Here is an 11,881-nt window from a genome sequence, read left to right as displayed (position 1 = left end):
TCACCGGGAGGCGGCGTTGCTGGTGCAGCAAGCCGTCCGGTTGAACCGCTCGGCGCGGGACCTCAACGGGCTGGCGCTCTACCTGGACGTGCTGTCGTGGTGCACCACCGCGGCCGACCAGCCGCACCGGAACGCGCACCTGACTGGGGCCGCGGATGCGCTGCGCCGGATCAGCGGTGGCCGGATGGGCGAGTCGACCTACGTCGACGACTACAACGCGGCGGCGCTCGCGTGGGGGCGGCAAGTGCTCGGCGAGCGGGAGTTCCAGGCGGCCTACCAGCGCGGAGCGGAATGGAGCCGGGAGGAGCTGTTCGCCTACGTGCTGGAGGAAGGCATCGGCCGCCCGGAACCGGCCCGTCCGGAGCCGGGTCGTTCCGCCCCCGGCGGGCTGAGTCCGCACGAGCTGCGCGCCGCGGTCCTGTTCGGAGAAGGCGTCACCGGCGCCGACCTCGCCGCGCGCCTGGGCATGGAACGGCGGTCGGCCGAGCAGCTGCTCGAGGGAGTGCTGGCGCGGCTGGGTTTCCGGGACCGCGAGCAGATCGAGGACTGGCTGCGCGGACGGCAGCAGTAGCGGTCCGGACCCTGCGCGAGCATTGATCGGCGGTCCGGTAGGGTGAGCGCGGTCTCCGCTCGGGCGGATTGCCTACACGGGCTGTGACGATTTGGCGGTCACCTCGTCCCCCGTACTGAGCAAACTAGGTACCTGTGTACGTAATTACCGGGATGCACGTACACCCTCCGTGCCGGAGTCTGGGGTCTCGTGACACCCCCCGATCAACACACGAACCCCGAAGATGGCCGCGGGCCATCGACCCCGACCCCCGATCAACCGCAGAACCAAGACGTTTCCGCGGACAACAGCTGGCGGGCGTCGGCGCTGCGCGCCGACAACGCGGTGCGCTCCGGTGTCGACCGGGTGCGTCCGCACGCCCACCGGGCCTGGCAGCGGGTCCTTCCGCTGCTGCGCCGCATCTGGCTGGCGCTGTTGCCGCTGGTGAAGCGCGTGCAGGGCACGACTGCTTGGCAGCGCGCCGAGCAGCGGGTGCGCCCGCTGGCCCGCGACCTCTCCGGCCGGGTCCGTTCCGCGACGTCCGAGTCGACCGCCGGGCAACACCGCAAGCAGCACCCGCGGCTGCGGGCGTTGCAAGCCGGTGGCGTCGTGGCAGCGGTCGGCGTGCTCGGCGTGGCGCTGGTCAGCATCGGCACCGGTTCCTCGTCCGATGACGTCCGCACCGCCGCGCATGTCGACGACATGCCCTCGGCCGGCCAGCAGAAGTCCCAGGCCGACGGGTCCGGTGGCGGCCTGTTCGGCGGCGACGACTCCGAGGAGCCGCCAGGGCCGGTGCCGGGACCGCCCGCGCACGGCATCGACGTGTCCAACCACAACGGCCCGATCGACTGGAAGCGGGTCGCCGGCGCCGGGCAGAACTTCGCGTTCGTGCTCTCCACAGACGGCACCGACTTCGCCAGTCCCAAGTTCGACCAGCAGTACCACGGTGCGAAGGACGCCGGGATGATCGCCGGCGCCTACCACTTCGCCCGCCCCGACGAGTCCGCCGAGGCGCAGGCCGACAAGATGCTGTCGGTCATCGACTACAAGAAGGACGGCAAGACGCTGCCGCCGGTGCTCGACCTGGAGCCGAACTCCTCCGGCAGCAAGTGCTACGGCCTCTCGCCCGACCAGATGCACCAGTGGACGCAGAAGTTCAACGACCGCATCAAGGCCGCAACCGGCACGGACGTGATCGTCTACGCCAACCCGTCGTTCTGGAAGCAATGCGCGGGCGGCACGGACAAGTTCGCCGACCACCCGCTGTGGGTCGCCTCCTACGGCGTGGACCAGCCGACTCCGCCTGCCGGGTTCCACAACTGGAACTTCTGGCAGTACACGGACAAGGGCAAGGTCGACGGCGTGCAGGGCAAGGTCGACCTGGACCACTTCAACGGCAGCGTCGGCGACCTGCAGAACCTCGCCGAGCAGTGAGGTGCCGAGCAGTGCGGTTCCGGGCGGCCTGACCCCGTCCGGAACCGCAGGCCGCGACGTGCCCCGAACCGTCGTGGCCCGCAGACCGGTGGCGACACCGGAAACGGACCCCGCCTGCTACCCCGAATGCAGGCGGGGTCCGTTGCTGCGCGAGCATCCCCGGGTGAGGTTCCGGATCACGGCCACCGACCGCACGGGCAGCACCGCCAGCTGGCTCCGGACGGTCCTCGATCGGGCTCACGCGCGCGACCCGGACAGCACTACCGTCGAGCTCATCCAGCCCGCGTGAGCGTCCTCACCGGTGCGAACCCCCGGTGGTCCGAGCCCGGTAGTCTCGCGCGGCAGCCGAAGGAGGTCACCATCCGCTACGACGGGTCCGCGGCCAAGGCCGCTTTGATCGTCAACGCCCACTCCCGCACCGGCGGGCGCGCGTTCGAGTACGCGCGGGATCGGCTGCGCGAGCTGGACGTGCCGCTGCACGCGGCGTACCCGCTGCAGGACGCCTCGCGGCTGGTGGAGACCGTCGAGTCCGCGGTCGACGACGGGCACGACCTGATCGTGCTGGGCGGGGGCGACGGCACGGTGAGTTCGGTGGTCGACGTGCTCGCGCACCGCGAGGTGCCGATGGGCCTGCTGCCGCTGGGCACCGCGAACGACTTCGCCCGCACCATGCACATCCCGGACGATCTCGACGCCGCTTGCCGCACCATCGCGCGCGGCCACGTGGTGGACGTCGACCTCGGGCTGTGCGGCGGGAACTATTACGTCAACCGCGCTTCGGCCGGTCTCGGTGCCGCCGTGGCGCAGCACATGTCGGCGTCGCTGAAGAAGCGCGTCGGCGCGCTGGCCTACCCGGTCGCCACGGTGCAAGCGCTGCGCAAGCACCGCCCGTTCACCGCGACGCTGGAATTCCCCGACGGCGACCACGAGCCGATGGAGTTCCCGGACCTGTTGCAGGTGTCGGTGGCCAACGGGCGCTATTTCGGCGGCGGCCAGGTCGCCGGGCAGGACGCCGGAATCGACGACGACACCCTCGACGTTTCGGTGCTGCGGCACGGGAGCCCGCTGCAGCTGCTTTCGGTGATGCGCGAACTGCGCACGGGCAGCAGCACCGACAGCAAGCTGGTGACCCACGTGCAGACCCGCTCGGTCGACCTGCGCACCGACGTCGACCTGGCGATCAACGTGGACGGCGAACTCGTCGCCACCACGCCGCAGCGCTTCACGGTCGCCCGCAACGCCCTGCACGTGATCGCACCACCGACCTGGACCGACGGCGAGTAGCGCGCTACCCGAACAGTTCGTCCGCCGTCGCGGGCATCCGGATGTGCCGTTCTTCCTGCAGCATGTCCATGAGCACGTCCCACGCCTTGTCCGGGTCGATCAGCTCCCGCGCCACGGCTTCCTGCATGAGTCCGGCGGTCTGCCTCGTGGGGATTCCCTGCCTGCTCGCGTAGCACACGGCTTCCTGGTCGTCGCTGATCCAATGCGAACCGCGCAACTCGGCGCGGTTGAGGATCACGTGGCAGGTCTGCGCCTCACCCAGATGCGCCCTCGGCCGCCGTGCGAGACCGCCGAACACCGTCCGGCGGATCGTCTCTACTTGTCTGATCTCCGCGGTGGTGTCGATCTCGATCGGTACGCCGAGCCAGCCTTCGTACTCGATCCGGCTCAACGCCGGGTGGTGCCTGCTGGAAGTGCGCGCCTCGTAGGCGATCGCTTCCACCCAGCGTCCGCGCCCGTCCAGCGTGTCTTGGAGGAGTTGCAGCCGGTCCACGGCTGCAAAGTTGCAAAGCACCGTGTTGTCGGGGAACAGGTACGGCCGGTTCATGGGTTGAAGACGGGCTCCTCGTCGGCGGGGTACGGACCGGACCACGCGCCGGAATCGAGCGTGTCGCGAAGGGTTTCCACCGGTAGGCCGCAGAGCTGGGCGACCGGGCGCAACGTGATCTTGCCTTCCAGATAGGCGTCGAGGGCGTCGCCGGTCAGCGCCGCGGGGGAGCGCGAGTGCTTGCTGGCGTTGCGCCATTCGCCGTACTGGTCCGTGCGTTCGGTCAGATGCGCGCATTGCACGGTGCTCATGCGTCGGAATTGATCGCGTTGTGCCGGGCTGACTCGCGCCAGGCTGTGCAACCGCCAGGCGAGCGCGTCCGGCGAAACGGCCAGGTGCATGACCAGTTCTGCGAAGGCCCTCCGGTCGATCGGTGCGTCCGTGGCCAGCCGCCCGGCGATCACGGCTTCGGGCATGAGGAAGTGGGCGGCGAAGGAGTTGGCACGCAGTTCGCTGACCGCGCGCCGCCACTCCATGACGTCCTCGTCGACGTGCAGCTGATCGTCTCCGGCCAGGATGTGCGCGAGTTCGTGCGCGAGCGTGAACCGTTGCCGGGTCGGTACTTCGGTCGTGCCCACGACGATCACCCGGGCGTCGTCGTCGATCCAGGCCAGGCCGTCGAACCGCCCGTCGAGGTGCTGCACAGCCACTTCGATTCCGAAGCATCGTTCGAGCGTGGCGAAAAGGTCCGCACCGACACCTGGCGGGCCCTCGGGTAGCCGTGCCAGTGCTTGCTGTGCCAGGTCCGCACCTTGCCGGATGCCGAGTTCTGCGGGTGCGAACCGCAGCTCCGGAGTCGATCGGGCGCGATAGCCGAGTCCGGCCAGTCCGGCCCGGACTTCCGAGATGGTCTCGGCGGTTTCGATCGCCTTGTCCGCGACGGATCCGGCCGGCGTTGCCGCACGTGCCGCCACCGCGGGTTTCGAGCGTTCGGTGCCGAGCAGCCAATCGACGGTGACGCCGCCGATTTCGGCGATGTTGGCCAGATCCAGCGAGCTGAAGCGGCGCGCTCCGCTGAGCGACTTGGACAGCTTCGAAGCGTCGAGCCCGGCCTGCTCCGCGAAGGCGGTCCGGTTGAGGCCGGTCTTCTCGATCACCTCGCGTACTCGCTCCGAGATATCCATGACCGCCAAGATAGCTGATTTTGCGATTTTCGCAAAATGGTCGATCGGTGTGTTTATCGGGAAAGCCGGTAACCGCTACGCCGTCACGCGTACATCTGATTGGTCCGCCCGATTCACGCGCCGGTTCGCCTTCTCCTGAAAAACTTTCGCCTTGTCCTGAGTCCACCGTGCCGCACGGCCGGCGATCCCGGTCGGTGCGGCCGTTCTGGGGAGAGGAACGCACCGTGCTGAACACCCGTTGGAAACGCGCCGCGCTGGCCGGGGCGCTGCCGCTCGCGCTCGCGCTGCCCCTGCCCGCCGCGGCGGCTCCTGCAGCGCAACCGGCTCCGGCAGCGCAGCCGGGTCCGGTGACCGCCTACGACGACTCCTACTACCAGCCGGCGCTGGGCAAGACCGGCGAAGAGCTCAAGGTCGCGCTCAACGACATCATCAGCACCAACGACCAGCTCACCTACGACCAGGTGTGGGACGCGCTGAAGGTCACCGACCAGGACCCGGCGAACCCGGACAACGTCGTCCTGCTCTACACCGGCCGCTCCCAGGGCAAGGACACCAACGGCGGCGACGCCGACCAGTGGAACCGCGAGCACACCTGGGCCAAGTCGCACGGCGACTTCGGCACCGACGTCGGCCCGGGTACGGATGTGCACCACTTGCGGCCCACCGACGTGTCGGTGAACTCCGAGCGCGGCAACAAGGACTTCGACATGGGCGGCAGCGAGGTCGGCGAGGCGCCCGGCAACTTCACCGACGACGACTCCTACGAGCCGCGGGACGCGGTCAAGGGCGACGTCGCCCGCATGATCATGTACATGGCGGTGCGCTACGAAGGCGAGGACGGCGCACCGGACCTGGAGCTCAACGACAACGTCGACAACGGCGAAGCGCCGCTGATGGGCAGGCAGTCGGTGCTGCTGCAGTGGAACGCGCAGGACCCGCCGGACGACTTCGAGCGCAACCGCAACCAGGTCATCTTCGACCAGTTCCAGCACAACCGGAACCCGTTCGTCGACCACCCGGAGTGGGCGGGCGAGATCTGGCGCTGATCACCGGCACGCACCACCGGGTTCGCCCGGTGGTGCGCTGCTCGTCGCCGTGCCGGATGCGGCCGCCGGGCTCCGGCTGCACGGGATTTGTGGTCCGGCCCCGAAGTCCGGCGGCGTACCGCCCCCGCGACGACTTCCCTCGTCATCCCGCGCGCACCTCGTGGGCTGGGTGTTTGCCGTTCGGCGTCGCTGCTGAAAAAACTGCGTACCGGCCGTTTCGACGAGGGAGGACCGTGTCATGCGATCCAGCAGCGAAGGCATCGTGGCCACGCAGGCGGGCAGCCTGCCGCGCCCGGACGAGTTGATCGCGCTCAACGCCGCGGGCGCCGACGCGGCCCCGGCCGCAGGCGGTGAGCGGACGGCGCATTACCGGGCGAAACTCGACGACGAACTGACGTCGCTGGTCGCCAGGCAGCGCGACATCGGGATCGGACTCGTCGGCGACGGCGAGTTCGGCAAGGCCACCAGCCAGCAGGTGGACTACGGCGCCTGGTGGTCGTACTCGTTCCAGCGCCTCGGCGGGCTCGAGCTCGGCAAGGCGTCGCTGTCCGACATCGACACCAACCGCTCCGGCGCGGCCGGCATCCGGCTGACCAGCTTCGGCAACCGCCGCGACCGGGAGCGCTTCGCCGAGGCCTACGGCGACCCGGAATCCGGCGTCGACACCGGGCGCAAACCCCTCACCTTCCCGGTGTGCACCGGACCGTTGCACTACACCGGCCACGACGCGATCAACTCGGACATCGCCGGGTTCAAGCGCGCGCTCGGCGCGGCCGGCGTCGACGAAGGCTTCATGACCTCGATCGGCCCGGGCAGCTGTTCGCGCATCGGCAACGAGTACTACCGCGACGACGAGGAATGGCTCTACGCCTGCGCGGACGCGATGCGCGAGGAGTACAAGGCGATCCTGGACGCGGGCCTGATCCTGCAGATCGACGACCCGGCGATCGCGGAGAACTGGGACCAGATCAACCCGGAGCCGCCGGTGGCGGACTACCGCGCGTTCACCATGCAGCGCGTGGAAGCGCTCAACTACGCGCTGCGCGATCTGCCGAAGGACCGCATCCGCTTCCACCTGTGCTGGGGCAGCTGGCACGGCCCGCACACCACCGACCTGCCGCTGGCCGAGCTGATCGAGGTGCTGCTGGCCATCGACGTGCGCGCTTACTCGTTCGAGGCGGGCAACGTGCGCCACGAGCACGAGTGGAAGGTGTGGCGCGACGTCCCGCTGCCCGAGGGCAAGCTGATCCTGCCCGGCGTGGTCAGCCACGCCACCAACGTCGTCGAGCATCCCGAGCTGGTCGCCGACCGGATCGTGCGGTTCGCCGAGTGCGTCGGCAGGGAGAACGTGCTCGCCTCCACCGACTGCGGCCTCGGCGGGCGGGTGCACCCGCAGATCGCGTGGGCGAAGCTGGAGTCGCTGGCGGCCGGTGCCGAGCTGGCGACGCGGCGGCTGTGGCCGTGATCCTCGGCGGGCGGTGAACCGTGCGGCGGGCGGTCGTGCTCTCGACCGCCCGCTGGCGCATCGACTTCCCGGGCCGGACGCATAGTCTTGATCCGATGAGTTCGCCGCCTCCGCTGGTGCTGAGCAAGCCGGAACGGGCCGCGCTGCTGCGCTGGCTGCAGCTGCCGTCCACGTCACCGGCCATCGCGCTGCGCTGCCGCATCGTGCTGGCTTGCGCGCAGGGGCCGGCGAACGCGGTGGTGGCCCGCGAGCTCGGCGTGTCCGCGCGGGTCGTCGGCCGGTGGCGCGGCCGCTTCCTGGAGGGGCGGCTGCCCGCGCTGCGGGACCGGCCGCGATCGGGTGCTCCCCGGTCGATCACCGAGCAGCAGGTGCGGCTGGTGCAGCAGGCCACGTTCACCGAGCCGCCGCCGAACGGGCGGCGCTGGACCAAGCGGGACATGGCCGCCCGCACCGGCATCTCGGCCTCGTCGGTGACGCGCATCTGGCGGCGCCTGCGCATCTTGCCCGGCGAAAGCGGCGGTGATCCGGATCGAGCCACGCCGTGGTCGGCGCTGTACGTGGCACCACCCGAGTCGATCATGGTGCTGGCGGTGCGCGGCGCGGACGGCCCGGAGGACGCGCGCGGGACCGGCTCCCCGGCCGCGCGCAACTACGACGCGGTGCTGCGCAAACAGCTCGCCGCCACCTTGTCGCAGCGCTGCACCGCGCTGGGCGATCTCCGCGGGTTCCTGCGGAACCTGGAACCGCGGTTGTTCGGCGACCACGAGGTGCACCTGATCTGCCACGGGAGCCCGACGCGCCGCCTGGAGGCGATCCGCCGCTGGCAGGAGCGGCACGCTTCGTTGCACGTCCACTTCCCGCCGACGAAGGAGTTCTGGCTGCAACTGGTGGAGCGCCACTTCACCGCACTGCCGCCGGGCTGCCGCGCTCCGGGGGACACGCCGCTGTCGGTGCTGGCCCGCGCGGTGCGCAAGTGCAGTGCCCAGCGGTCCATGGAGCTGACCTGGTTCCACCCGTGAAAGCGGCCGGAACTTCTGGTCCAGGCGCGGATCGACGCGCTCGGCCCGACCTAGGTTCGGCGTTCATGGACGAGCACCGAACGACTCCGGAGCAACGACCTGCCCACCCCACCCGCCGCTTCGTGCTGACCGCCCTCGGTCTCGGCGCAGCGGGCGGTCTCGGCGCCGCGTGCGCGCCGAACCAGGCCCAGCCCGCGGGCGCCGCCGCGGACGTGCCCGCACCTGCCTGCGTGCTGGCCCCGGAGGCCATCGAAGGCCCGTACTACATCGACCGCGACCTGGTCCGCTCCGACATCGTGGAGGATCGCGGCGGAATCCCGGTCACGCTTCGCCTGCGCAGCGTCGACGCGGCGGCTTGCACCGCGTTGCAGGGCGCCGCCGTGGACATCTGGCACTGCGACGCGCGCGGCTACTACTCGGGCCACCTGGACCTCGACCCGAACACGGCGCCGATGCCGGATCCGCACGTCGACCCGACCGACCCGTCGACGTTCCTGCGCGGCACCCAGATCAGCGACCGCGACGGGAACGTGCAGTTCCGCACCATCCACCCGGGCTGGTACTTCGGTCGCGCGATCCACATCCACGTGATGGTCCACGCGGGCGGCAAACGGGTGCACACCGGCCAGCTCTACTTCCCGGAAGACCTCAACACCCGCATCGAGCGGACACCCGGATACACCGATCGTCCGCTGCAGCGCGTCACCAACGAGACCGACTTCCTGTTCCAGCAGGAAGGCGGACCGCAGAGCACGCTCGCGGTCGAACCGGCGGGCCAGGACGTCGGCGCGGGCCACACGGCCTCGATCACCCTCGGCGTCAACCCTGCGGTCACTCCGCCACCGGCGACCTTCTCGCCGCCGCGCTGAGCGCGGGATCAGTCGCGTCAGCGCGATCCTCGGCGAGCGGGAACCGCGCCGCGAAGTTCGCGCCTCGGCCGGAATCGGTGATGCCCAGAGTTCCTTGGTGCAGTGCGGCGATCTCCCGGGCGAGCGCGAGGCCGAGCCCCGCGCCGCCTTCGCCGCGCCCGCGTGCGCTGTCCAGCCGCGCGAAGCGCTCGAAGACGTACTCGCGCGACTCGGCAGGGACGCCGGGTCCGTCGTCGGCGACGTTCAGGCGAGCGTGCCCGTCTTCGGCGCGCACGCTGATCCGCACGCTTCGCGCCGCGTGCCGCTCGGCGTTGTCGGCGAGGTTGGTGATCAGCCGCACCAGGTGGCTGCGGTGGCCGTCGATGACGACTCCGCTTTCGAGGGCGGTGTCCCACTCGATGTCACCCGGTGCCCGGCGTTGCAGCACGTCCCGCACCAGTTCGCCGAGATCGATCGCGGTTCCGCCGGTCGCCGGCGTCCCGTCCAGGCGCGCGAGCGCCAGCAGATCGCCGGTGAGCTGCTCCAGCCTCCCGAGGTCTTCGAGCGTGCCCGCGGCGATGTCCGGCCACTCCACCCGGTCCGGGTGCGCGCAGGCCACCTCCAGCGGTGTGCGCAGCGCGGCGAGCGGGCTGCGCAGTTCGTGCGAGGCGTCGGCGACGAACTGCCGCTGCCGCCGCACGGAGTGGTCCAGTCGGTCCAGCGTCTCGTTGAGGGTGCCCGCCAGGCGCGCCACTTCGTCCCGCCCGGCCGGGACGGGCATCCGCCCGCGCAGGTCGTGCGCGGACAGCCGGGCGAACTCGTCCCGGATCTCCTCCACGGGCCGCAATGCCCGGCCGGTGCTGAACCAGGTGAGCGCGGCGACGATCGCCAGCAGTACCGGCGAGGCGAGCAGCAGCGCCGCGGTCGCTGCCGCCGTTGCTTGCTGCACGGAACGGGTGGAGGCGCTGGCGACCAGGGTCGCGGTGCCGCCAGGGCCGACGACGGTCGTCGTGGCCGCGACCTGCCTCGCCGGTGCCGCGACCGGTTCGGCGGACGGAGCGGGTTGCGGCGAAGCACTCGTCTCGTTGGGTGCAGCGGGTTGCGGCGCCACGTTGGACTCGGCGAGCGGAGGTCGCTCCGACGGGCTCGGTCCCGCCGGTGGCACAGCGGCCGAGCGGTCCTCCGGCCGCATCAGCCGGACCGAGATCTCGTTCCCGCCGTCCGGCAGCGCCGCGCCGCGCCGGACCGCCTCGGTCGCCTCGGAGAGCTGTTCGTGCACCGTGGCTTCCAGATCGCTGGTGAGCCGGGATTGCAAGTAGCCGACCAGCAGCAGCCCGATACCGACCGTGGCCAGCGCGACGATGGCGGTGGCCGTCAGCGTCGTGCGGGTGCGCACGGACAACCGCCGCGGCCGCTCACTCATCCGCGGTGCCTTCCGGGACGAGCTGGTAGCCGTAGCCGCGCACGGTTCGGATGCTGCGGCGGCCGCACGGCGCGTCGATCTTGCGGCGCAGCGAGCTGACGTGCACCTCGACGAGGTTGGCGTCGGGTTCCGCTGCGAAGTCCCAGCCGCCGTCGAGCAGCTGCTGCTTGGACACCACCTGACCCTTGCTGCGGGCCAGCAGCTCCAGCACGGCGAATTCCTTGCCGGTGAGCGTGATGTCCTGGCCCGCGCGGGAGCAGGTCCGCTGCGCCGGGTCGAGCACCAGACCGCCCGCGTGCAGCAGCGGCGGTCGCGCGACCGCGCGGCGCCGCACGGCGGTGCGCAGCCGCGCGAGCAGGACCACGTACGAGAACGGTTTCGTGACGTAGTCGTCGGCGCCCGCGTCGAGCGCGTCGGCCTCGTCGTACTCGCCGTCCTTGGCGGTCAGCATGATGATCGGCGTCCAGTTCTGCGCCGCCCGCAGGCGCGCGCACACCCGATATCCGTTGAGCCCGGGCAGCATGATGTCCAGCAGGATCGCCGCGTATTCGGTGTGCTCGGCCTGCCACAGCGCCTCGTGCCCGTCGCCGAGCACGTCGACCGCCCAACCTTCGGCGTTCAGCCCGGTCCGCAGCGCCTCCGCGACCCGTTGTTCGTCCTCCACCACGAGCACCCGCATGTGGATCAGCATGACACCGGTTCCTGAAGCGGTCTTCAGGTTCGTTCAGGTCCGCTTCAGCGCCCGCCGGGCAACGTCTTCGGTGTCGCGGAACGGCCGCGACAACCGATGACAAGGAGTTCGATCATGCCCAGCAAGCGAGTGACCCGCGCTGCGGTGCTGGTGACGGCGGGTGCCGCCTTCGGCATCGGCGGTCTCGGCATCGCTTCGGCCGAACAGGCGGCGCCGCGGCCGATCCCGAATGCCCCGGAGGCCGCTGCTCCGTCACCCGTGACGGAACCGGTCCCTGCTGCGGGGTCCGTCGTGGTCGTGCCCGCGAAGCCGGGCCCGGCTCCTGACCCGGGCTCCGTCGTGGCCGTGCCCGCACAGCCGGCTCCGGTTCCTGCTCCTGGAACTGGCGTGCCACCGGCCCCGGCTCCTGATCCCGGACCGGGTGTGCCGCCGGCGCTGCCGCCAACGATC

The 11,881-nt window shown here is 70.8% G+C and carries 10 protein-coding genes and 1 pseudogene; 7 read left to right on the top strand and 4 right to left on the bottom strand.

The genetic code is table 11. The annotated features are described in order from the left end of the window. The 3 genes and pseudogenes from IJH84_RS15915 to IJH84_RS15905 form a co-directional block, all read left to right on the top strand. Positions 1-571, top strand: a pseudogene (locus IJH84_RS15915) (hypothetical protein); the annotation flags it as partial. Positions 572-760: 189 nt separating this feature from the next. Further along, entirely contained in the window at positions 761-1,984 is a 1,224-nt protein-coding gene (locus tag IJH84_RS15910) for a GH25 family lysozyme (protein WP_200072076.1), read from the top strand. A gap of 285 nt (positions 1,985-2,269) precedes the next feature. After that, entirely contained in the window at positions 2,270-3,268 is a 999-nt protein-coding gene (locus IJH84_RS15905) for a lipid kinase (protein WP_295145804.1), read from the top strand. A gap of 4 nt (positions 3,269-3,272) precedes the next feature. On the opposite strand, the gene IJH84_RS15900 is transcribed toward IJH84_RS15905, so the two are convergent. After that, entirely contained in the window at positions 3,273-3,815 is a 543-nt protein-coding gene (locus IJH84_RS15900) for a hypothetical protein (protein ID WP_295145802.1), read from the bottom strand. Further along, the gene (locus IJH84_RS15895; RefSeq protein WP_295145800.1) at positions 3,812-4,939 is read right to left on the bottom strand and encodes an XRE family transcriptional regulator; all 1,128 of its coding nucleotides are present in this window, start codon (positions 4,937-4,939) and stop codon (positions 3,812-3,814) included. The genes IJH84_RS15900 and IJH84_RS15895 overlap by 4 nt, the downstream gene beginning before the upstream one ends. A 284-nt stretch (positions 4,940-5,223) precedes the next feature. On the opposite strand from IJH84_RS15895, the gene IJH84_RS15890 reads away from it, so the two are divergent. From IJH84_RS15890 to IJH84_RS15875, 4 genes are all read left to right on the top strand, one after another. Then, on the top strand, positions 5,224-5,985 hold the full coding sequence (locus tag IJH84_RS15890; RefSeq protein ID WP_200072151.1) for an endonuclease: 762 nt from the start codon (positions 5,224-5,226) through the stop codon (positions 5,983-5,985). A 238-nt stretch (positions 5,986-6,223) separates the two neighbouring features. Beyond that, positions 6,224-7,450, top strand: coding sequence for a cobalamin-independent methionine synthase II family protein (locus IJH84_RS15885; protein ID WP_200072079.1), 1,227 nt, complete (start codon positions 6,224-6,226; stop codon positions 7,448-7,450). 95 nt (positions 7,451-7,545) lie between these two features. Beyond that, positions 7,546-8,469 carry a helix-turn-helix domain-containing protein gene (locus IJH84_RS15880; RefSeq protein WP_200072080.1) on the top strand — a complete coding sequence of 308 codons (924 nt, stop codon included), beginning with the start codon at positions 7,546-7,548 and terminating at the stop codon, positions 8,467-8,469. A gap of 65 nt (positions 8,470-8,534) precedes the next feature. After that, on the top strand, positions 8,535-9,338 hold the full coding sequence (locus IJH84_RS15875; protein ID WP_295145797.1) for an intradiol ring-cleavage dioxygenase: 804 nt from the start codon (positions 8,535-8,537) through the stop codon (positions 9,336-9,338). Here the strand turns inward: IJH84_RS15875 and IJH84_RS15870 are convergent. Together IJH84_RS15870 and IJH84_RS15865 are read right to left on the bottom strand one after the other, a co-directional pair. Next, positions 9,301-10,740, bottom strand: coding sequence for an ATP-binding protein (locus IJH84_RS15870; protein ID WP_295145795.1), 1,440 nt, complete (start codon positions 10,738-10,740; stop codon positions 9,301-9,303). The genes IJH84_RS15875 and IJH84_RS15870 overlap by 38 nt on opposite strands. Next, a complete protein-coding gene (locus tag IJH84_RS15865; protein ID WP_295145807.1) occupies positions 10,733-11,419 on the bottom strand; it encodes a response regulator transcription factor in 687 nt (228 codons plus the stop codon). The genes IJH84_RS15870 and IJH84_RS15865 overlap by 8 nt, the downstream gene beginning before the upstream one ends. Positions 11,420-11,881 lie beyond the last annotated feature (462 nt).

This window comes from Saccharopolyspora sp. (assembly GCF_017434145.1).
In the GTDB taxonomy this organism is placed as follows: domain Bacteria; phylum Actinomycetota; class Actinomycetes; order Mycobacteriales; family Pseudonocardiaceae; genus Saccharopolyspora_C; species Saccharopolyspora_C galaxeae.
Note: the sequence above shows the minus strand (reverse complement) of the source record. Positions and strands in the feature narration are given on the sequence as shown.